Here is a 20,920-nt window from a genome sequence, read left to right as displayed (position 1 = left end):
TCAGTTGTTCTCCGTTAAACGGGCGCTGGCTTGCAGCGCGGCACGGCCACGGGGGCCATGAAAATAGTCGTGAACCCAGGCGTCTGGAGTGGCGGCTACGGTGGTCAGGTCGCCCGCCACCAGCACGCGTTTTTGCGACAGCACGGCCACCCGGTCGCAGATGGTGTAGAGGGTGTCCAGGTCGTGGGTCACCAGAAACACGGTGAGGCCCAGGGCATCGCGCAGGGTCAGAATCAGTTGGTCAAAGGCGGCGGCGCTGATGGGGTCGAGGCCGGCCGTGGGTTCGTCGAGAAACACGATTTCCGGGTCCAGTGCCAACGCCCGGGCCAGGGCGGCGCGCTTGATCATGCCGCCAGAGAGTGAGTCTGGGTATTTGTACGCCGCCGTGGCGGGCAGCCCGGCCAAGGCCAGTTTGACCACGGCCAGACCCTCGGCCTCGTCGCGGCTAAGGCCGGCATGTTCGATCAGTGGCAGGGCGATGTTTTCCAACACGGTGAGCGAGGAAAACAACGCGCCGGACTGAAACAGCACACCAAAGCGGCGTTCCACCTGCGAGCGTTTTTCCGGCGACAGGCTCAGCAGGTTTTCGCCGAACACTTTCACGCTGCCGGCGGTGGGCCGTTGCAGGCCGACGATGGAGCGCAGCAGCACCGACTTGCCGGTACCGGAGCCGCCGACGATGCCGAGAATTTCGCCGCGCATCACGTCCAGATCCAGGTGCTGATGCACCACCTGCGAGCCGAAGGCGTTGGTGAGGTCGCGGACCTCGATGAGTGCGGTTTGCTCGGTCACCAGCCCATCTCCATAAAGAACATTGCGGCTACGGCATCCAGCAGAATCACCACGAAGATCGACTGCACTACCGCCGAGGTGGTGTGCTCACCCACCGACTGCGCGCTACCGCTGACCTTGAAGCCTTCCAGGCAACCGATCACGGCAATCAGAAAGGCGAAGATCGGCGCTTTCACCAGGCCCACCAGCAGGTGCTTGACCTCGATGGTTTGCAGAATGGTGAGGTACATGGTTGGCGAAATATTAAGCACCACCACGCACACCACGGCGCCGCCAAGAATGCCGGCGAGCATGGCCAGAAAGGTCAGAATCGGCAGCGACACCAGCAGCGCCAACACCCGTGGCAGCACCAGCAACTCAATGGGGTTAAGGCCCAGGGTGCGAATGGCGTCGACTTCTTCATTGGCCTTCATGGAACCAATCTGCGCGGTGAACGCGCTGGCGGTGCGGCCAGCCATGAGGATGGCGGTAAGCAGCACGCCGAACTCGCGCAGAAAGGCGAAGGCCACCAGGTTGACCGTATAGATAGTGGCGCCGAAGTTGGCGAGCACCGTGGCACCGAGAAACGCCACCACGGCGCCGACCATAAAGGTGAGCAGTACCACGATGGGCACGGCGTCGAGGCCGGTCTGTTCGATATTGGCGACCAAGGATGTCACCCGCCAACGGCGCGGGCTGAATAGGCCGCGTACGAGTGTTTCCAGCACCAGCCCGATAAATCCGAGCAGCGCTGCTACCCGTTCCCACAAGCTCGCGACAAAATCACCGATATGCGCCAACACATCGGCGAGGCCGGCGCGCGGTTTTGGTTTTTCTGGCTGGCAGTATTCGCGCAGGGCGGCGCCGACTGAATTGAGCAAGGCCTGGCGGGCGGGGTTGAGGCTGGAGTCGCTGGCGGCCAGGTCGATCAGGCGCTCGGCGCCGAGCAGGTCGGCCAGCAGAGCTGCACCGGAGGTGTCCAGCCCTTGCAGGCCGGCCAGTTGCACATGGGTTTGGCCGTCGAGCTGGGGGCGCATGCTCGCCACTTCGCGGGTCAATTCGCTGTAGTGCGGCAGGGTCCAGTCTCCGCTGACCAGCAACTGCGCGGGCGTTACGGCGGTGTCCAAGCGTAATGCGGCTGAAGTCATAAAAACGGCTTACTCATCCTGGGTGGCCGGTAGCGTAGCAAGGGCAGGTTACATCACCTGTGCGTTAAGGTGTTTCATGCTGTTGATGGGTTAATCCTCATGCATAGGGTTCAATCCATCGCCCGGCCATTTAAGTATCTCTTGAGATTCTGGATCCCCGCCTTCGCGGGGATGACGGAAGTTTTGAGATGTACTTCGTCTTCCCCGCGAAAGCGGGGATCCAGAATATTGAGGCGTATATCGTTGCCAGCCCTCGCGCCATCCACCATCAGATTGAACCGCCAGCCGCTGCGCTTGCCCAACCTGAACATCAACTGAGGACAGAGCATGCAGTCAGAAGGGATCTTCGATTGGCTTGGCCACGCGCTGGGCAGCGTCATTCGTTTTATCGTCGATGGCTTGAGCGGCCTGCTGCATCTGATCGGCAATGCCGGGCGGCAGTTCCTCCACGGCCTCTCCAGTGCTTTGGGCATCACGCCGTCGCTGCTTAGCATCGTGGCGCTGATCATTGGCTTGTTGTTTCTGTACAGCGCCGTGCGCGCGTTTATGCGCCGCTCGATTGTGCTGGGGCTGATCTGGCTGGTGCTGGGGTTGTGGCTGCTGAGTCTATTGATCGGTTAAGCCGAGTGCCTTGCACGTTTGTGTCGCCTTCTGCGTTTGCAAGCTAGCGTTCACCTGCGAAGCTACGCGCCATATGCCCGCCCCTTTTAGCCATTTGCTAAAAGCCAAGGCCATAAACAGATGTAGAGGCCAATCATGCAAATCAGCGCTCACTTCGACAGCGGCAATATCGAGGTTCTCGACAGCAGCAACCCGCAGCATCCGCTGCTGAAAATGCGCAAAGACCTCAACAGCGCCCACTTCCAGTGGTTTCACTTCAAAGCCGAAGACCTCACACCCGGTACGCGCTACGACTTCAGCATTACCAATGCGGGCGAGTCGGCCTACAACTGGGCGTGGGATGGCTACAACGCGGCCGCTTCCTACGACCAGAAAACCTGGTTTCGCGTACCCAGCACCTATATCAACGGCACCCTGAGCTTTGGCCTGGATGTGGAGCAGCCGCAGATCTGGTTCGCCTATTTCGAACCCTATAGCCGCGAGCGGCATGACTGGTTGATCGACCAGGCGCTGTTCAAGGCCGACGCCGAATTGGTGGCTTGCGGTAAAAGCATCGAAGGTCGGGATATCCAACTGCTGCGCATCAGCCGCAACCCGCATGCGGCTCGCAAGGTGTGGATCATCGCCCAGCAACACCCCGGCGAGCATATGGCCGAGTGGTTTATGGAAGGCTTGATCGAGCGCCTCAAGCTGCGCGATGACGCCGAGATGGATGCCCTGCTCAGCCAGGCCGATCTGTACCTGGTGCCCAACGTAAACCCCGACGGCGCCTACCGTGGCCACCTGCGTACCAATGCCGCCGGCAAAGATTTAAACCGCGCCTGGCAGTCGGCCAATGAAGCAGAAACGCCGGAAGTGTTTTTTGTGCAGCAGCAGATGCGCAAAGTGGGCGTGGACCTGTTTCTGGATATCCACGGCGACGAAGAAATCCCCCATGTATTTACCGCTGCCTGCGAGGGCAACCCGGGGTATACGTCGCGTATCGCCGGGTTGGAAAACCGTTTTCGCCAGGCGTTAGTGGCGCACGGTGCAGAATTTCAGACCCAGTTCGGTTATCCGCGCAGTGCGCCAGGCAAAGCCAATATGACCTTAGCCTGCAATGCGGTGGGAGAGGAATTCGATTGCCTGTCGTTCACTATCGAGATGCCGTTCAAAGACCACGACGACAGCCCGAATCCGCAAACCGGCTGGGATGGCAAACGCTCGAAGCAGTTGGCCAAGGATGTGTTGAGTGTGACGGCGGGGATGGTTGGGGAGTTGCGCTGAAATCGCGGGCAAACGTTGGGCTTCGCCGATGGCTCAACCCAACCTACGCCTCGGTGCTGTTGATCTTTAGCGCATCGAGCTCAGCCACCCGGTATGTGGCACACACATATCCTGCTTACAGGACACCTGCGCCACCGGCGCGCCCTGGCGCGCCAACTCCACCCGCGCTGCTGCCGCGCCGTATAACCCGCACACCACCAGCAAACCAAACGCGATCAGACACTTTCTTGTTTTTATAGTCATGGCTACCACCTCTCGGAATCGGGTCCGTTGTTTCAGAGTAGGCCAGTCGCCGTGTTTGTGAATGACCGTTTAGCTCTATTCAGCCGGTGTATAAGCGCCCATGGCGAGCTCTATACTGCGCCGCTAATAGGGAGCTAACGATGCTGCGCGAAGCCTGGGCCCACACGCCCACTCACAACCGTGTCTGGGCGCTCGCCGCCCCCATGATTCTGTCGAATATCTCCGTGCCGCTGGTGGCCCTGGTGGACAGCACCGTGGTCGGCCATCTGCCCCATGCGCATCAACTGGGCGCGGTGGCGGTGGGCAGCACGCTGTACGTGATGATCGTCGGCATTCTCGGTTTTCTGCGCATGGGCACCACCGGCTTTGCCGCTCAGGCCAGCGGTCGCGCTGATGGCGGGGCGCTGCGTCAGGTGCTGATTCAGGGCCTGGCCTTGGCGGCATTGCTGGCACTGACCCTCGGCTTACTCGCCCTGCCCTTCGGCGATCTGGCGCTGGACCTGATGAACCCCTCCGCCGAACTCGACGAACAAACCCGCGCCTTCTTCCATACCCGCCTATTCGGCTTGCCGGCGGCGCTGGCCAACTTCGCCCTGATCGGCTGGTTTCTCGGCACCCAGAACGCCCGTGCGCCCCTGGCGATTCTGCTCGGCACTAATGGGCTGAATATCGTGCTGTCGCTGTGGTTTGTGCTGGGGCTGGACTGGGGCGTGGTTGGCGCTGCCCGGGCGGCGGTGCTCAGCGAATGGGGCGGCGCGCTGCTGGGACTGGCGCTGACCGGCGGTGCCCTGAAGCGTTATCCCGGCCGCACCCACTGGGCGGCGATGGCGCTCTGGCATAGCTGGCGGCCGCTGCTGGCGGTGAACCGCGATATTTTTATCCGCTCCCTGGCGCTGCAAGGCGTGTTTTTTCTGCTCACGGTGCAGGGGGCGCGACTGGGCGATGAGACGGTGGCGGCCAACGCCCTTCTGCTTAACGGTTTGCTGCTCACCGCCTACGCCCTGGATGGATTCGCCCACGCCGTCGAAGCGCTGTGCGGGCATGCCCTGGGCAGTCGCGACCGACAAGGCTTGGTACGCTGCCTGGTGGTGGCTGGCGGCTGGTCGCTGATTGCCAGCCTGGTATTCGCACTGTTTTTTGCCCTGGGCGGCCATCTGTTTATCGCCCTGCAAAGCGATATCCCGTCAGTGCGCAGCACCGCTGACATTTACCTGCCGTACCTGGCGCTGCTGCCGTTGGTGGCGGTGTGGAGTTACCTGCTCGACGGCCTGTTTATCGGCGCCACCCGCGCCCGGGAAATGCGCGATGCCATGTTGCTGAGCGTGCTGTTGGCGTTGCCGCTGGCCTGGTGGCTGCGCGATTTTGCCAACCACGGCCTGTGGATCGCGTTTCTTGCCTTTATGTTGCTACGAAGCCTGTGTTTGGGTGTCTATGCTTACCACCTGACCCGCCACGATCAGTGGTTTGTTTCGTCTAGCCCCGAAGGATCAGCGCATGCTCAGCCCGGAAATCCCAGTTAACGAACTTATTCGTCAGGAAGTGCTGGATAACCAGGAGTTACTGGACACCCCCGCCGACCCGTACCTCGATGTGTTGGTGAAAGTGGTGGGCGAGATGTTCGAGGTGAAAACGGTGCTGATCAGCCTGATCGACCGCGATCGTCAATGGTTCAAAGCCCGCCACGGCCTAGAAGTACCGGAGACGCCGCGCAATATTTCCTTCTGCGGCCACGCCATTTTGCAAGATGACTTGTTTATGGTCGAAGACACCCTCCAGGACTCACGCTTCGCCGACAACCCGATAGTCACCAACCCGCCGTTCCTGCGCTTCTATGCCGGCCAACCCTTGTTCACCCAGGACGGCCACGCCATTGGCACGCTGTGCCTGCTCAACCCTAAGCCCAAGCAGCTCAACGGCAAACAGAAGCAACGGCTCAAAGACATGGCCATCCTTGCCGAGGGTTATCTGAAACTTCGGCATATGAGCGAGCACGCCAAAGAGCTGCGCGCCGCCCTCAGCCGTGAACAACGTAAAACCATGCTCGACAGCCTGACCCAGGTGTGGAACCGCGCCGGCCTCGAACATTTTCTGCCCCGCGAGCAAGCGCGAGCCGAAGAGCGCGATCTGAAGCTGGGGCTGCTGTTCTGCGACCTCGATTACTTCAAACGGGTAAACGACGCCCACGGCCATGACGCCGGCGACAAAGTGCTATGGGAAAGTGCGCGGCGCATTGCCGCTGCCGTACGCCCGCAGGATGTTGTTACTCGTAGCGGCGGCGAAGAGTTTGTGGTGCTGACTCAGGTGCACGATGAAGAAGAACTGCGGCGAATCGGTGAGCGTATTCGTAACTCCGTGGCACGCACGCCCATCAACGCGGGCGAAGTGGAACTGGCGCTGACCATCAGCGTCGGCTGCGCCCTGGCCGAACCGCAGGAAAACCCCGAACGCGCCCTCAAACGCGCGGACAAAGCGCTGTACCACGCCAAGGGCAATGGCCGAAACCGGGTGGAGTTCAGCGCCTATGAGGGCAAAAAGCTGCAGGACACGCTTAACTGACCCGCGCATGCGCACCGCAGAGTGCGCAGCATAAAAAACCTGAAAAGCCCCGAGGAACCACCATGGCCGCTGCGATTGCCGCGTACCTGCATTATCTGTCGATCTTTCTGCTGTTCGCCTTGCTGACCCTGGAGCACCAGCTGTTCAAACTGCCGCTGGATTTGCCGCGGGCGCGCAGCTTGGTGCGGATCGACATCGCCTATGGCGCCACGGCCGGGCTGGTGCTTATGACCGGCGCGGCGCGGGTGCTGTGGTACGGCAAGGGGCTGGATTACTACCTGGGCAACAGCGTGTTTCACGCCAAATTTGGGCTGTTTATTTTGATTGGCCTGGTGTCGATCGTGCCGACGTTTGTGTTTCTCAACTGGCGCAATGCGCTTAAGGCCGGCGAGGTGCCGCAGGTGAGTGCGCAGCAGGCCAAGTGGGTGACGCTCGTGATTCGGTTGGAGCTGTTGGGGTTGTTGGTGTTGCCGTTGTTGGCGGCGTTGATGGCGCGGGGGTATGGCTCGTTTACCTCTTAACCAAACGCGCCCTTGTAGGAGCGAGCTTGCTCGCGAACGGTCGCGACGAGGTCTGCCGACAAAACACCTCTTCCAGGGTTCGCGAGCAAGCTCGCTCCTACAGTCAGGTCTGGGTCAGAGGTACCCAATCTTGCGCGCATCCTTAAGCACCATCCCCCGCAGCGCCTTGATCGATAACCGCCGCATAAAATTGATCAACTTGGCATACGGCCCCACCAGCAAAATATCCTCGCCCTTGAGCACCGCTCGCACCATCCCGTCGGCCACCACATCCGGCGAACAGCCTTTGGCATCGTAGTAAGCGCGCAAGCGGCTGATTTGGTCTTCCGTCACCGACGGCGACACGCCGCCCGCCGAGTACGTAATCGGCGTATTGATAATGCCCGGGCACACCGTGGTCACCCCCACCGACGTCGCCGCCAGCTCCATCTTCAGCACTTCGGTAAAACCGAACACACCGTGCTTGGACGCCGCATATGCCGCCATGGTCGGGGAGGGGAAAATGCCCGCCGCGGATGCCACGTTCAGCACCTGGCGCTCGCCCCGGCGGCAATCATCGCTGGCAGAAAGTGGTAACAACCGTGCACCACGCCCATCAGGTTGACGTTGATCACCCGGTGCCAGTGCGCCAGGTCGCTGTGCAAAAAACGACCAAGGTAGCCAATGCCGGCGTTATTGATCAGCACGTCCAGCGCGCCGATTTTGCCGTTTACCTGCTCGGCAAATTCGCGCACCGCCGTTTCATCAGCCATGTTGACGGTGTAGCAGGTGCACTGACGGCCCAACGCCTGTACTTCGGTGGCCAGGGTCTGCAGGGCTTCGGCGTTAAGGTCGGCGGCATGGATATGGGCGCCTTCGCGGGCAAATGCCAAGGCGGCAGCACGGCCGATACCCGAGGCGGCGCCGGTGATCAGAACGTGTTTGTGGTGCAGGGTGGGGAGCGCCATGGCGAGGTTTCTTCTAATTGTTATTTGCCGATGACAGTAGAAGCCCGGCGCCCACCTGCCTAGCCAATCAATGCGGCGAATATCAACCGGCCCTCATCCATACCTACGTCTTTGGTGTGAGTGAAAGACCGCCACGTACAGCTTGCCTAGCTTGTATATACAAGTGTATATAGGTGCTCGTCACCTTCACCGGCATTCTTCAGGATCATTCCCATGTCGCAACCACTGCTTCTTCAGCCAGGCCTGCTCACCCTCGATCAATTGCGCGCGATTTATCAGCAGCAATGCGCTGTCGAACTCGACCCGGCGGCCAAAGCAGTGGTCGACACCAGCAACCGCACGGTGCTGGAAATCATCGATAACAAGCGCACCGTATACGGCATCAACACCGGTTTCGGCCTGTTGGCGCGCACCTCCATTCCCACCGAGTCGCTGGCCAAGCTGCAACGCAACCTGCTGCTGTCGCACTGCACCGGCACCGGGCCGCTGCTGGATGACGCCAGTGTCGGGCTGATCATGGCGCTCAAGGTCGGTTCGCTGGCGCGCGGTTTTTCCGGCATTCGCTGGGAAGTGATTCAGGCGCTGACGGCGCTGTACAACGCCAAGGTGTACCCGTGCATTCCGTCGCAAGGCTCGGTCGGTGCTTCGGGCGACCTGGCGCCGTTGGCGCATATGTCGGCTGTGCTGATCGGTGTTGGTCGCGTGCGTCATGAAGGTCGTGAGATGGATGCCGTGGAAGGTCTGGCCATCGCCGGGATGAAGCCGATGGTGTTGGGGCCGAAAGAGGGTCTGGCGTTGATCAACGGCACCCAGGTGTCCACCGCCCTGGCGCTGCGTGGTCTGTTCGCCACCGAGAAATTGTTTAGCGCCGCCGTCGTGGCCGGCAGCCTGAGCGTTGAAGCGCTGAAAGGCTCGGCCGTGCCGTTCGACCCACGCATCCAAGCGGTGCGCGGCCAGGCCGGGCAGATCGACGTGGCCGCGTTCTACCGCGAGCTATTGGGCAGCACCAGCGAGATTCGCGAATCCCACGCCGACTGCACCCGCGTGCAGGACCCCTACTCCCTGCGCTGCCAGCCACAAGTGATGGGCGCGTGCCTGGACCATATGCGTTTCGCCGCTCAGATTTTCCTGCGTGAAGCGAATGCCGTTTCCGATAACCCGCTGGTATTCAGCGCCGACGGCGACGTGCTCTCCGGCGGCAACTTCCACGCCGAACCGGTGGCCATGGCCTCTGACGTGTTGGCTCTGGCGATTGCTGAAATTGGTGCGTTGTCGGAACGCCGTATTGCGCAACTGGTGGACCCGGCGATGTCCGGCCTACCGGCCTTTCTGGTGCGCGAAGGCGGCCTGAACTCCGGTTTTATGATTGCTCAGGTCACCGCTGCGGCCCTGGCCTCGGAGAACAAAACCTTGGGTCACCCGGCGTCCATCGACAGCCTGCCGACCTCGGCCAACCAGGAAGACCACGTGTCGATGGCGACCTTCGCCGCCCGCCGTCTGCTGGATATGGCCGGCAACAGCAGCGCCGTCGTGGCGATTGAACTGCTGGGCGCGGCGCAGGGCGTAGAGCTGCACGCGCCGCTGAAAACCTCGCCGCTGCTGGTGGAAGTGATTGAGCTGGTGCGCAGCGAAGTGGCGCATTACGACGAAGACCGCTACTTCGCCCCGGATATCGCGGCGGCGCGGGCGTGGGTTGAGAATGGGGCGTTTGAGCGCTGGTTGGCGTTCGATCGTCTTTACGCCTAACTCTACGTGAGTTCTATCAGACAATAAGGGTGGACGGCCTGGCACCGCAACGCTTGCAGTTCGGTGCCGGAAATATGCAGGCAATCGTACAGCCCCAACTCCACCCCCTCTCCCGCTAGCTCCACGCGCAACGCCTCACCGGCACTGAACACCAGAACGGTTTGGGCCGACGTAAACACCGTGCTCTCCCCCGCTCCCATCCACTGCAACCTCGCCTGGCAACGCTCAGGCGCATAGATCAGGTTGAAGTCACGAATCGCCCCACCGAGCAGGCTGCATTGCACTGTGCTGTCGCCAGAAAACGCAAAGGCATCCAACGCCCGCAGCGGCCGGCTCAATTGCCCGTCGACGTCCAGCTGCATGCCCTCGCCTTCCAGCACCGTGATAATCCGTTGATAGCCGTTAAACGCCGAAAACGGTCCCGCCTGCCCAACATCGGCAATCGACAGACGCCAGTTGAAGGCGTCCAGCCCGTCGCCATCGCGCACCATTTCCAGCGTGATGCCGGCGCCGTTTTTCCACGGCATACGCGGGTAGTCGGCGGCGCGCAGCACTTGCCAGGTCATGAGGCGAAACGCCCTTCCAGGCGATGACGCGAACCGGGGTAGAGCAAACGCGCGACGGTCACGGTGCGGCGACCCGACCAGGTGCGGCGGCGGATCAACAGGCAAGGTTCGCCGCGTTCGATCTGCAGCAATTTGCACTCGCCCGGCTCGGCCAGAATCGCCTCGACCACATGCTCGCCTTCGCTCATCGGCGCGATCTGCATCAGGTAGGCGTACGGGGTGGCGACGGTGAAATCCTGCTGCAGATAATCCGGCGCGACGACGGCGTTTACGTAACGGTCTTCGATCTGCACCGGCACGTCGTTTTCAAAGTGCACGATCACCGAATGAAACACCCGCTCGCCTTCGCGTACGTCCAGCAGCACCGCGCGCTCGGCGCCGGCTTTCTCTTCCACCAGGCGCACCACCACGCAGTGGTGACGGTGGCCACGGGCGGCAATTTCATCGGCGATGTTGTGCACTTCGAACAGCGCCGACTGGCCCTTGGGCTCGGCGACAAAGGTGCCCACGCCTTGCATGCGCACCAGCAGGCCATCGGCAGTCAGCTCACGCAGGGCGCGGTTGATGGTCATGCGGCTAAAACCCAGCTGCGCCACCAATTCGCTTTCCGACGGCACGCGGTGGTGCGGCGGCCAGGCGCCGGTCTGAATCTGCGCGCTGATCATCTGCTTTACCCGCGCGTACAGCGGCGCAGGTTCGTCGCCCAGTTGGGCGGCCAGGGTGGCCATCTCGGACTGTGGAGCGGTCACAGCAATCTCCTCGGCAAGCAAGCGCGCTGGGGCGCCACGGTGGCGAGAGTTTACGTTTCCCCTTTGCCTCTGTATATGTATATACAACCTGAACAACTCCCTGGAGCGCCCGGAATATGCCTGTTTTCTTCGCTGAGCGAGCGCTGCTGCCAACCGGTTGGGCGCGCAATGTGCGCCTGCAGGTGGGCACCGACGGCCTGCTGCAACAGGTGCTGAGCGACGCCAGTGACGAAGGCGCCGAACGCCTTAACGGTCCGCTGCTGCCGGGCATGCCCAACCTGCATTCCCATGCGTTCCAACGGCTGATGGCGGGCCTGGCCGAAGTGGCCGGCAACCCCAATGACAGCTTCTGGACCTGGCGCGATCTGATGTACCGCCTGGTGGCCAAACTGACGCCCGAGCAAATCGAAGTCATCGCCCGTCAGCTGTATATCGAGATGCTCAAGGCTGGCTACACCAGCGTGGCCGAATTCCATTACGTGCACCACGACAGCGCCGGCCAGCCTTACGCCAACCCGGCCGAGCTGGGCCTGCGCATCAGCCAGGCGGCGGCCGACAGCGGCATCGGCCTCACGCTGTTGCCGGTGCTGTATTCCCACTCAGGCTTTGGCGGCCAGCCGGCCACTGAAGGCCAGCGGCGGTTTATCCACAGCGTCGACAGCTACCTCGATTTGCAGCAACGCCTGCAAGGTGCCCTCGCCGGCCGCAGCAGCCAGCGTCTAGGCCTGTGCTTTCACTCCCTGCGTGCGGTAACGCCTGGCCAGATCGAGCAGATTCTGGCCGCCAGCGCGACCGACAGCCCGGTGCATATCCATATCGCCGAACAGCAAAAGGAAGTGGACGACTGCCTGGCCTGGAGCCAACAACGCCCGCTGCAATGGCTGTTCGACCACGCGCCAGTAGATGCGCGCTGGTGCCTGGTGCACGCCACCCACGCCAACGCCGATGAAGTACGGCAGATGGCGGCCAGCCAGGCCGTGGCGGGGTTATGCCTGACCACCGAAGCCAACCTGGGCGATGGGATTTTTCCTGCCGTGGAGTACCTCGCCCAGGGCGGACATCTGGGCATTGGTTCGGACAGCCATGTATCGGTGAGCGTGGCCGAAGAGCTGCGCTGGCTGGAATACGGCCAGCGCCTGCGCGACCAGAAACGCAACCGCCTGTACCGCAGCGACCAGCCCATGATCGGCCGCACGCTATACGACGCAGCGCTGAGCGGCGGCGCTCAGGCATTGGGGCAACCAATCGGCGAACTGGCCGTGGGCAAGCGCGCTGACTTCGTAGTGCTGGACGGCAACGACCCCTATATCGCCTGCGCCGAGGGTGACGCCATCCTCAACCGCTGGCTGTTTGCCGGCGGCGATCGGCAGGTGCGTGATGTGCTGGTGGGCGGGCAGTGGTTGGTGCGTGACGGTCGGCATAAAGATGAGCAGGTCAGCGCGCAGGCGTTTGCCACCGTATTGAAAGCACTTTTGCATTAACCTTTCCGACTCCACTCCGTCATTCCCGCGAAGGCGGGAATCCAGAATTGAGCGACTTGCTCGATCTGCGTCAGCTTCAAAATTCTGGGTCCCCGCCTGCGCGGGGACGACGTGGTTTATGCGCCCAACCGCAACCGACAGCCCGACGCTGCCTACATTTATTCCAGCAGTGTGGCGCGGACGTTTTTTTTGCTGCGCACCGCGGGCATACTAGGCCGTCTTCATCCCGGTATCGCCCGCCCCATGCTTCGCACCCTGACTGCCATTCTCCTTGCTTGCCTGCTGTGCCCGGCCGTGGCCGACGAACGCGCGGACGCGCAAAAGCAGCTCGATGCTGCCCAGCAAGACGTCGTCGAGCTGAAAAAGCTGCTGCAGAAAATCGAAGCGGACAAGTCCGGCATCCAGAAGCAGCTACGCGGCACTGAAACCGAAATGGGCGATCTGGAGAAACAGATCAAAACCCTCGAGCAGCAGCAAAAGGACAGTGAGACCGAGATCCAGCGTCTCGATGGTGAGAAAAAAAAACTTGAAGGCGCGCGTATCGAACAGCAAAGGCTGATCGGTATTCAGGCCAGGGCGGCTTACCAGAGCGGGCGACAGGAATATTTAAAGCTGTTGCTCAACCAGCAAAACCCCGAGAAATTCGCCCGCACCCTCACCTACTACGACTACGTCAGCCAAGCCCGCCTCGAACAACTCAATACCTTTAATGAAACCCTGCGCCAACTGGCCAACGTCGAGCGCGAGAGCGCCGAGGAAAAGGCCCAGCTGGATCAACGCAAAGGCGCGCTCGACCAACGCCGCGACCAGCTCGTCCAGGTGCGCAAAGAGCGCCAGCAGGCCCTGGCCAAGCTCAATAACGAATCCAAAAGCAGCGACCAGAAACTCAAGGCCCGCCAGCAGGAACAAGCCGCGCTGGGCAATGTACTGAAAACCATTGAAGAAACCCTGGCCCGCCAGGCCCGCGAAGCCAAGGCCGCAGAAGAGGCGCGCAAGCGTGCCCAGGAAGAAGAACAACTGGCCCTGGCCAACCGCCACGCCAACCCTGGGCAAAAGCCCGCCGCTTCCGTCAGCGGCCCGGTGGTTTCCAGCGACGGCGCCGCCTACAGCGGTGCGTTTGCCGGCAGCCGGGGCAAATTGCCGTGGCCGGTCAATGGCCGCATCGTGGCGCGATATGGAACCCAACGCGGCGATGACGCTCGTACAACATGGGACGGCGTATTAATCGGCGCCGCCGCCGGCAGCCAGGTGCGTGCTGTGAGTGGTGGCCGGGTAGTATTTGCCGACTGGTTGCGCGGTTCGGGGCTGTTGGTGATCCTCGACCATGGCAACGGTTATCTCAGCCTGTACGGGCACAACCAAAGCTTATTGAAAGACGCCGGTGACATTGTCAAAGCTGGCGAGCCGATTGCGACTGTCGGCACCAGCGGCGGGCAAGACACGCCAGCGCTGTATTTTGCGATTCGTCAGCAGGGCCGCCCCAGCGACCCCGCGCAATGGTGTCGGGCGCAGGGATAGGCCCAGTACCTCTTAATAGTGGAGCTCGTTCGATATGCCGCATTTGTCTCGCCTTAATTCCCTGGCCCTGGCTATCGCGCTGGCGCTCGGCGCCCCGCTCCTGCACGCCGCCACCGACGTCGAAAACACCAAGGTGCCGGCTGCTTCACCGGCTACCGCCAAGGCGCCGCTGCCGCTGGATGAGCTGCGCACCTTCGCTGAAGTGCTGGACCGGATCAAAGCCGCCTACGTGGAACCGGTCGACGACAAAACCCTGCTGGAAAATGCCATCAAGGGCATGCTCAGCAACCTCGACCCGCACTCCGCCTACCTGGGCCCGGAAGACTTCGCTGAGCTGCAGGAAAGCACCAGCGGCGAATTCGGCGGCCTGGGCATTGAAGTGGGTCTGGAAGATGGCTTCGTCAAAGTGGTCTCGCCCATCGACGACACCCCGGCCTCGAAAGCCGGCATTCAGCCAGGCGACCTGATCGTGAAAATCAACGGCGAGCCCACCAAGGGCCTGTCGATGATGGAAGCGGTCGACAAGATGCGCGGCAAGGCAGGCGAGAAAATCAACCTGACCCTGGTACGCGACGGCGGCGACCCGTTCGACGTGCAACTGACTCGCGCGGTCATCAAGGTCAAGAGCGTGAAGAGCCAAACCCTGGAACCGGGCTATGGCTACCTGCGTATCACCCAATTCCAGGTCAACAGCGGCGACGAAGTCGGCAAAGCGCTGGCCAAGCTGAAGAAAGACAACGGCGGCAAAAAACTGCGCGGCCTGGTGCTCGATTTGCGCAACAACCCCGGCGGCGTGCTGCAGGCGGCGGTAGAAGTGTCTGACCACTTCCTCACCAAAGGCCTGATCGTGTACACCAAAGGCCGTATCGCCAACTCCGAACTGCGCTTCTCCGCCGACCCGGCCGACGCCAGCGAAGGCGTGCCATTGGTGGTGCTGATCAACGGCGGCAGCGCTTCGGCCTCCGAGATCGTGGCCGGCGCCCTGCAAGACCAGAAACGCGGCATTCTCATGGGCACCAACAGCTTCGGCAAAGGCTCGGTGCAAACCGTGCTGCCGCTGAGCAACGACCGCGCCCTGAAGATCACTACGGCGCTGTACTACACGCCCAATGGCCGTTCGATTCAGGCGCAAGGCATCGTGCCGGATATCGAAGTGGCACGCGCCAAGATCACCCGCGAAGACGACGGCGAAAGCTACAAGGAAGCCGACTTGGCCGGCCACCTTGGCAACGGCAATGGCGGCAAAGACAAAACCAGCAACGAGCTGAAAGCGCAGAGTGGCAAAGCCAACCTGCAGGATCAGGACTTCCAGTTGAGCCAGGCGCTGAGTTTGTTGAAAGGGTTGAACGTTACGCGTAGCGAGTAACGCTAATTGCAGCGAGCCCCGGAAAACCAGCGTTTCCAGGGTTCGCCAGCAAGCTGGCTCCTACGGTCCGGCAGACACACCGTCTTTCGTAGGAGCGAGCTTGCTCGCGAAGCTTTTAGGCTTACAGGTAGTTCTTGGTCACTTCGTCCACATACCCATCCGCACGCATTTCATCCAATGCCTTTTGCAGGCGCTGAATCACTTCATCCGGCGTATCCAGGTTCAACGCCAGATACAGCTGCGCATCGTTAAAACGCAGTGCGGTGGATAGCCCGCTCACCCCTTCCTGCTTGGCCAGATAGCGCCCGACCGGGTCGGTGGTCGCCCACAGATCGATCTTGCCTTCCATCAGCTTGCTGACGTTTTCCTGGTCACGCAGCGCGTTCACCGGGGCCATGCCCTGACTTTCCAGGTGTTGGCTCACGGCGTCGTTCTTGTACGCGCCCACGGTGTATTTGCTCGCCTCTTTGAGGTTATTGAGCTTGAGGGTGCTACCCGGTTTGGCCAGCAATACCCAGCCGGTTTTCGCCAGCGGGCCGACCCACTTGAACAGCGGTTTGCGCTCTTCGGTGTAGGTGGTGGAGAACAGGCCGTAGTTGGGTTTGTCGAGGGTCAGCTTGTACAGGCGGTCCCAGGGGAAACGCAGACTCAGGGAGTAGTCGATGCCGGCGCGTTTGAACATTTCGCGCACGATCTCGGCGCTGATGCCGTCGATACCATCGTCACGGGCAAAGTTCTTGTCGTCGATGGCCATGTTGAAAGGCGGGAAGTTTTCGGTCAGCAACACCACCTTGTAGCCATACGGCAACTCGGCGTGGGCGACGCTGCTGGCAGCCAGTGCCAGGCCCAGCAACAACGAACGGGAGAACACTTTCAGCATGATTTTGTCCTGTCTGCGATCGCATCGATCCAGCCCAGAACGCAATAGCTAAGCGCTCACCTGTGCATGCAATAAGTCGGCACGCGGCAGGTAAGGCCGCCGTTCGCTGGAGGGCTGAAATCGAGCATATAGGTCGGCGTAATGCGGGCTTGTGGCGCGCATCACCGTGCTCTTTTTCTTGGATTGCCTAAGTTGCATCTGGAACGCTCGACCGGGCACCCCGCCGTAAACGGGGGCTGCCGCGATCAGCTCGATCCTACAGATAGCTATTGAGGATTTCGTCGACGAAACCCTCACTTCGCATCTTGTCCAATGCACCCTGCAGCTTCTGTACCACGTCGTCAGGCGTTTCCTTGTTGAGGGCGAGGTACAGTTGGGCTTTGTTGAAGCGCAGCACAGTTTTCAGACCGGTCACGCCTTCCTGCTTGGCCAAATAGCGGCCGGCAGGGTCGCCGGTGGCCCACAGATCAATCTGACCATCGCGCAGTTTCTGCGCATTTTCCTGATCGCGTAGAGCGGTAACAGGCTCGAGCTTGTGCTCGGTCAGGTACTCGGCGATGGCGTCACCTTTGTACGCACCTACGTTGTACTTCTTGGCGTCGTCGAGGGTGGTGAGGGTGATTGGGCTGTCGGCCTTGGCCAGCATGATCCAGTCGTCAGGGCCGATCGGGCCAACCCATTTGAACGACTGCTCGCGCTCCGGCAGGCGGGCGGTGACGAACACACCGTAGCCGGGTTTTTCCAGGGCCAGCTTGTAGATGCGGTCCCACGGGAAGCGCAGGGTCAGGCTGTATTTGATGCCGGCGCGCTTGAACATCTCTTTGACGATATCCACGGCGATGCCGTCGATATTGTCTTCTTGAGCGAAGTTCTTGCCGTTGATGGCCATGTTGTAAGGGGGGAAGTTTTCGGTCAGCAGCACAACGCTGTAATCCGGGTCTACTTCAGCACGAGCACTGCCAGCGAGCACCATAACGGTGCTTGCCAGCGCAAGCAGCAGGCGTTTGAACATGTCGATTCTCTAGGTATTTAGGATCTGGAAGGCGCGGTCCTCGGCCTGGTGGCTTTAGATCACGCCCTGTGAAGCACTATGCAACTTAGCAGCCAGAACGAACCCCTGCCGATCGGCGTACCTGGATCCCGGCCTACGCCGGGATGACGGAGGTGTCTGTTAGTCCACCGTCATTCCGGCGTAGGCCGCGGTCCGACGATTCGGAATCCAGGATAGGGAGCCGATTAAAAAACTAACGAACGACGATTCCGCGGCTGGCCATATAAGCCTTGGCTTCCGGCACCGTGTATTCGCCAAAGTGGAAGATGCTCGCGGCCAACACCGCCGACGCCTTGCCTTCCAGAATGCCGTCGGCCAGGTGCTGCAGATTGCCCACCCCGCCCGAGGCAATAACTGGAATGCCCACGGTTTCGCTGATAGCGCGGGTAACGCCCAGGTCGAAACCGTTTTTCATGCCGTCCTGGTCCATGCTGGTGAGCAAAATTTCACCGGCGCCGAGGTCTTCCATCTTCTTGGCCCACAGCACGGCATCGAGGCCGGTGGGTTTACGCCCGCCGTGGGTGAAGATTTCCCAGCGCGGGGTTTCGCCCGGCAACGAGACTTTCTTGGCGTCGATGGCGACCACGATGCACTGCGAGCCAAACCGCGAAGCGGCTTCGCCGACGAACTCCGGGTTGAACACAGCGGCGGTATTGATCGACACCTTGTCGGCACCGGCATTGAGCAGGTTGCGGATGTCTTGCACGGTGCGCACACCGCCGCCGACGGTCAGCGGAATAAACACCTGGCTGGCCATGCGCTCCACGGTATGCAGCGTGGTGTCGCGGCCATCGACGCTGGCGGTGATGTCGAGAAAGGTAATTTCATCGGCACCCTGCTCGTCGTAGCGACGTGCGATTTCCACCGGGTCGCCGGCATCACGGATGTTCTCGAATTTGACGCCTTTGACCACGCGGCCATTGTCGACGTCGAGGCAAGGGATGATGCGTTTGGCCAATGCCATAACAGTGCTCTCGCGGTTAGCGATGGGTTTCGCTGCGCTCTACCCATCCTACGGACTACGGCTTCGTAGGATGGGTAGAGCGCAGCGAAACCCATCAAAACGGATATGGATCAGCCGTTGTAGGCGTCGCAATAAGCCTGAGCTTCGGCGACGTCCAGAGTACCTTCGTAAATCGCCCGGCCGGTGATGGCGCCGATGATGCCGGGCGCCTTGGCGTCGAGCAGTGCCTTGATATCGCCCAGGTTGTGAATGCCGCCCGAGGCGATCACCGGAATCTTGGTGGCCGCCGCCAGCGCCGCCGTGAAGGGCACGTTGCAGCCCTGCATCATGCCGTCTTTGGCGATGTCGGTATAAACGATGGCGGACACGCCGTCGGCCTCAAAACGCTTGGCCAGATCGATCACCTGCACGGTGCTCACTTCTGCCCAGCCGTCGGTAGCCACGAATCCGTCTTTGGCATCCAGGCCGACAATCACTTTGCCCGGGAACGCCTTGCACGCTTCAGCCACAAACTCCGGCTGCTTCACGGCTTTGGTGCCGATGATCACGTAGCTCACGCCAGCTTTGACGTAGTGCTCGATGGTTTCCAGCGAACGAATGCCGCCGCCGATCTGGATCGGCAGGTGCGGGTAGCGCTTGGCGATGGCGGTAACCACTTCACCGTTCACCGGCTGGCCTTCGAAGGCGCCATTGAGGTCGACCAGATGCAGACGACGGCAGCCGCCCTCAACCCATTTCGCGGCCATGCTCACCGGGTCATCGGAGAACACCGTGGAATCTTCCATGCGGCCCTGGCGCAAGCGCACGCAGGCACCGTCTTTAAGGTCGATAGCGGGGATAATCAGCATCGGTTGAACCTGCTCAAGTCTTGGAATTCGGGGAAAAGGGTCAGCTCTTTTCGAGTGCCCACAAGTCGCTTTCGATGCTCATGAACCTGTCAGCCAGGTGCGCCTGCACATCGGCAATCGCCTTGTTGTAAAACAGTGGGGCCACTTCGCGGGTAAACACTTCAAGCACTTCCTGGGCTTCGAACGAGCCCAGTTCCAGCTCGAAACGGTCTTCCAGAAACCGCTTGAGCGCAGCCACCGCAACAGCTTCCTGCGCGGGTTCCAGGCTCAGGCTGGGTGCTTTCAGTTTGCGGCTCATTACCAGCGACCATCCCAGGCGGCAAAGTTCTGCAGCAGCTGCAGGCCGTGGGTGTGGCTTTTTTCCGGGTGGAACTGCACGGCAAAGCGCGAGCCATCGGCCAGGGCGGCGGCGAAGTCGACACCGTAGTGCCCGCGACCGGCAATCTGCCGGGCATTGGCAGCTTCGATATAGAAGCTGTGCACGAAGTAGAAACGCGCCAGGTCAGGAATGTTGTGCCACAGCGGGTGGTCGAGGGTCTGCGCCACTTCGTTCCAACCCATGTGCGGCACTTTCAGCGCTTCGCCGTCTTCCACCTGGCCTTTGCCGAAGAACTTCACCTGACCGGGAAATTGGCCGATGCAATCGACGCCGCCGTTTTCTTCACTGCGGTCGAGCAAGGCTTGCATGCCGACGCAAATGCCGAGGAAGGGACGGTCCTGGCTGACTTCGCGCACCAGGGTGTCGAAGCCCAGACGACGAATTTCAGCCATGCAATCGCGAATCGCGCCGACGCCTGGGAACACCACGCGGTCGGCTTCACGAATTACGTTGGCATCGCTGGTGATCTGCACCCGGCCGGCACCCACATGTTCAAGGGCCTTGGCCACCGAGTGCAGGTTGCCCATGCCGTAGTCAATGACTGCAACCGTTTGCATTACAGGCAGCCCTTGGTCGACGGCATTTGCCCAGCCATGCGCTCATCCAGAGTCACGGCCATGCGCAGCGCGCGGCCGAAAGCCTTGAACACGGTTTCGATCTGGTGGTGAGTGTTGTAGCCACGCAGGTTGTCGATGTGCAGGCTCACCAGAGCGTGGTTCACAAAACCCTGGAAAAACTCCTGGAACAGATCGACATCGAAGCCGCCCACGGTGGCGCGGGTATACGGCACATGCATTTGCAGGCCCGGGCGACCGGAGAAGTCGATAACCACGCGCGACAGCGCTTCGTCCAACGGCACATAGGAATGGCCGTACCGCACGATGCCTTTCTTGTCGCCGATGGCTTTGGCAAAAGCCTGGCCGAGGGTGATACCGACGTCTTCCACCATGTGGTGGTCGTCGATATGCAGATCGCCTTCGGCTTCGATATCCAGGTCGATCAGCCCGTGGCGGGCGATCTGGTCGAGCATGTGCTCAAGAAAAGGCACGCCAATGGCAAAGCGCGCTTTGCCGGTGCCATCCAGATTGATAGACGCCTTGATCTGGGTTTCCAGAGTGTTGCGTTCGACGGTCGCCGTACGTTCGGCCATCACCAGCTCCACAAAATCGTTTCACGAAAGGGTGGGCATTATAGGCCGACAAGTCGGAAACCTTGAAGCCATAAGGCTGAACCGTTTATGCAGGAATTTTTATGGCTTCTATAGACACAACAAAGCCGACACAAGGTCGGCTTTGTTAA

23 protein-coding genes are annotated in these 20,920 nt (G+C 61.0%); 9 read left to right on the top strand and 14 right to left on the bottom strand.

The window, feature by feature from the left end; all coding sequences use genetic code 11:
- Nucleotides 1-792: an ABC transporter ATP-binding protein gene (locus tag AC0V2S_RS01675; RefSeq protein ID WP_475508229.1), complete on the bottom strand. Its 792-nt coding sequence runs from the start codon at nucleotides 790-792 to the stop codon at nucleotides 1-3.
- The gene (locus AC0V2S_RS01670; protein ID WP_475508228.1) at nucleotides 789-1,919 is read right to left on the bottom strand and encodes an MlaE family ABC transporter permease; all 1,131 of its coding nucleotides are present in this window, start codon (nucleotides 1,917-1,919) and stop codon (nucleotides 789-791) included. The genes AC0V2S_RS01675 and AC0V2S_RS01670 overlap by 4 nt, the downstream gene beginning before the upstream one ends.
- Nucleotides 1,920-2,246: 327 nt before the next feature.
- On the opposite strand from AC0V2S_RS01670, the gene AC0V2S_RS01665 reads away from it, so the two are divergent.
- Nucleotides 2,247-2,540, top strand: coding sequence for a hypothetical protein (locus tag AC0V2S_RS01665; protein ID WP_475508227.1), 294 nt, complete (start codon nucleotides 2,247-2,249; stop codon nucleotides 2,538-2,540).
- A gap of 135 nt (nucleotides 2,541-2,675) precedes the next feature.
- Nucleotides 2,676-3,806 (top strand): M14 family metallopeptidase, encoded by a 1,131-nt coding sequence (locus tag AC0V2S_RS01660; RefSeq protein WP_475508226.1) that lies wholly within the window; start codon nucleotides 2,676-2,678, stop codon nucleotides 3,804-3,806.
- 66 nt (nucleotides 3,807-3,872) lie between these two features.
- On the opposite strand, the gene AC0V2S_RS01655 is transcribed toward AC0V2S_RS01660, so the two are convergent.
- Nucleotides 3,873-4,049 carry a hypothetical protein gene (locus AC0V2S_RS01655; RefSeq protein ID WP_475508225.1) on the bottom strand — a complete coding sequence of 59 codons (177 nt, stop codon included), beginning with the start codon at nucleotides 4,047-4,049 and terminating at the stop codon, nucleotides 3,873-3,875.
- 140 nt (nucleotides 4,050-4,189) lie between these two features.
- Here AC0V2S_RS01655 and AC0V2S_RS01650 point away from each other — a divergent pair, with 140 nt between their 5' ends.
- The 3 genes from AC0V2S_RS01650 to AC0V2S_RS01640 all read left to right on the top strand — a co-directional run bounded on the left by AC0V2S_RS01650 (nucleotide 4,190) and on the right by AC0V2S_RS01640 (nucleotide 7,126).
- Nucleotides 4,190-5,569, top strand: a complete 1,380-nt coding sequence (locus AC0V2S_RS01650) for an MATE family efflux transporter (RefSeq protein WP_475508224.1) — start codon at nucleotides 4,190-4,192, stop codon at nucleotides 5,567-5,569.
- Nucleotides 5,544-6,605 (top strand): sensor domain-containing diguanylate cyclase, encoded by a 1,062-nt coding sequence (locus tag AC0V2S_RS01645; RefSeq protein ID WP_475508223.1) that lies wholly within the window; start codon nucleotides 5,544-5,546, stop codon nucleotides 6,603-6,605. The genes AC0V2S_RS01650 and AC0V2S_RS01645 overlap by 26 nt, the downstream gene beginning before the upstream one ends.
- A 62-nt stretch (nucleotides 6,606-6,667) precedes the next feature.
- A complete protein-coding gene (locus tag AC0V2S_RS01640) occupies nucleotides 6,668-7,126 on the top strand; it encodes a DUF2214 family protein (protein ID WP_475508222.1) in 459 nt (152 codons plus the stop codon).
- A 114-nt stretch (nucleotides 7,127-7,240) separates the two neighbouring features.
- Here the strand turns inward: AC0V2S_RS01640 and AC0V2S_RS01635 are convergent, their stop codons facing one another.
- Together AC0V2S_RS01635 and AC0V2S_RS01630 are read right to left on the bottom strand one after the other, a co-directional pair.
- On the bottom strand, nucleotides 7,241-7,648 hold the full coding sequence (locus AC0V2S_RS01635; RefSeq protein WP_475508221.1) for an SDR family NAD(P)-dependent oxidoreductase: 408 nt from the start codon (nucleotides 7,646-7,648) through the stop codon (nucleotides 7,241-7,243).
- A gap of 2 nt (nucleotides 7,649-7,650) precedes the next feature.
- Nucleotides 7,651-8,073, bottom strand: a complete 423-nt coding sequence (locus tag AC0V2S_RS01630) for an SDR family NAD(P)-dependent oxidoreductase (protein ID WP_475508220.1) — start codon at nucleotides 8,071-8,073, stop codon at nucleotides 7,651-7,653.
- 213 nt (nucleotides 8,074-8,286) lie between these two features.
- On the opposite strand from AC0V2S_RS01630, the gene hutH reads away from it, so the two are divergent.
- Nucleotides 8,287-9,819 carry a histidine ammonia-lyase gene (gene hutH, locus AC0V2S_RS01625; protein WP_475508219.1) on the top strand — a complete coding sequence of 511 codons (1,533 nt, stop codon included), beginning with the start codon at nucleotides 8,287-8,289 and terminating at the stop codon, nucleotides 9,817-9,819.
- Nucleotides 9,820-9,821: 2 nt separating this feature from the next.
- On the opposite strand, the gene AC0V2S_RS01620 is transcribed toward hutH, so the two are convergent.
- Together AC0V2S_RS01620 and hutC are read right to left on the bottom strand one after the other, a co-directional pair.
- Nucleotides 9,822-10,385, bottom strand: coding sequence for a HutD/Ves family protein (locus AC0V2S_RS01620; protein WP_475508218.1), 564 nt, complete (start codon nucleotides 10,383-10,385; stop codon nucleotides 9,822-9,824).
- Nucleotides 10,382-11,113, bottom strand: coding sequence for a histidine utilization repressor (hutC, locus tag AC0V2S_RS01615; RefSeq protein WP_475508683.1), 732 nt, complete (start codon nucleotides 11,111-11,113; stop codon nucleotides 10,382-10,384). Before hutC ends, AC0V2S_RS01620 begins: the two co-directional genes overlap by 4 nt.
- Before the next feature lie 137 nt (nucleotides 11,114-11,250).
- On the opposite strand from hutC, the gene AC0V2S_RS01610 reads away from it, so the two are divergent.
- The 3 genes from AC0V2S_RS01610 (at nucleotide 11,251) to AC0V2S_RS01600 (ending at nucleotide 15,499) form a co-directional block, all read left to right on the top strand.
- Nucleotides 11,251-12,615 carry a formimidoylglutamate deiminase gene (locus tag AC0V2S_RS01610; protein WP_475508217.1) on the top strand — a complete coding sequence of 455 codons (1,365 nt, stop codon included), beginning with the start codon at nucleotides 11,251-11,253 and terminating at the stop codon, nucleotides 12,613-12,615.
- Between the two features lie 243 nt (nucleotides 12,616-12,858).
- Nucleotides 12,859-14,133: a murein hydrolase activator EnvC family protein gene (locus tag AC0V2S_RS01605; RefSeq protein WP_475508216.1), complete on the top strand. Its 1,275-nt coding sequence runs from the start codon at nucleotides 12,859-12,861 to the stop codon at nucleotides 14,131-14,133.
- Between the two features lie 34 nt (nucleotides 14,134-14,167).
- Nucleotides 14,168-15,499 (top strand): S41 family peptidase, encoded by a 1,332-nt coding sequence (locus AC0V2S_RS01600; RefSeq protein ID WP_475508215.1) that lies wholly within the window; start codon nucleotides 14,168-14,170, stop codon nucleotides 15,497-15,499.
- Between the two features lie 121 nt (nucleotides 15,500-15,620).
- Here AC0V2S_RS01600 and AC0V2S_RS01595 read toward each other — a convergent pair whose 3' ends face one another.
- The 7 genes from AC0V2S_RS01595 to hisB all read right to left on the bottom strand — a co-directional run bounded on the left by AC0V2S_RS01595 (nucleotide 15,621) and on the right by hisB (nucleotide 20,771).
- On the bottom strand, nucleotides 15,621-16,379 hold the full coding sequence (locus AC0V2S_RS01595; RefSeq protein WP_475508214.1) for a substrate-binding periplasmic protein: 759 nt from the start codon (nucleotides 16,377-16,379) through the stop codon (nucleotides 15,621-15,623).
- Between the two features lie 256 nt (nucleotides 16,380-16,635).
- Entirely contained in the window at nucleotides 16,636-17,391 is a 756-nt protein-coding gene (locus AC0V2S_RS01590) for a substrate-binding periplasmic protein (RefSeq protein ID WP_475508213.1), read from the bottom strand.
- Between the two features lie 232 nt (nucleotides 17,392-17,623).
- Nucleotides 17,624-18,394: an imidazole glycerol phosphate synthase subunit HisF gene (hisF, locus tag AC0V2S_RS01585; RefSeq protein ID WP_475508212.1), complete on the bottom strand. Its 771-nt coding sequence runs from the start codon at nucleotides 18,392-18,394 to the stop codon at nucleotides 17,624-17,626.
- Between the two features lie 110 nt (nucleotides 18,395-18,504).
- Complete coding sequence (hisA, locus tag AC0V2S_RS01580; RefSeq protein WP_475508211.1) at nucleotides 18,505-19,242, bottom strand: 1-(5-phosphoribosyl)-5-[(5-phosphoribosylamino)methylideneamino]imidazole-4-carboxamide isomerase; 738 nt, start codon at nucleotides 19,240-19,242, stop codon at nucleotides 18,505-18,507.
- Between the two features lie 40 nt (nucleotides 19,243-19,282).
- Nucleotides 19,283-19,540, bottom strand: coding sequence for a DUF2164 domain-containing protein (locus tag AC0V2S_RS01575; protein ID WP_475508210.1), 258 nt, complete (start codon nucleotides 19,538-19,540; stop codon nucleotides 19,283-19,285).
- Complete coding sequence (hisH, locus tag AC0V2S_RS01570) at nucleotides 19,540-20,178, bottom strand: imidazole glycerol phosphate synthase subunit HisH (RefSeq protein WP_475508209.1); 639 nt, start codon at nucleotides 20,176-20,178, stop codon at nucleotides 19,540-19,542. The genes AC0V2S_RS01575 and hisH overlap by 1 nt, the downstream gene beginning before the upstream one ends.
- Nucleotides 20,178-20,771, bottom strand: coding sequence for an imidazoleglycerol-phosphate dehydratase HisB (gene hisB, locus AC0V2S_RS01565; protein ID WP_108096430.1), 594 nt, complete (start codon nucleotides 20,769-20,771; stop codon nucleotides 20,178-20,180). The genes hisH and hisB overlap by 1 nt, the downstream gene beginning before the upstream one ends.
- Between the last annotated feature and the right edge of the window lie 149 nt (nucleotides 20,772-20,920).

This window comes from Pseudomonas sp. CC11G (assembly GCF_056174845.1).
Note: the sequence above shows the minus strand (reverse complement) of the source record. Positions and strands in the feature narration are given on the sequence as shown.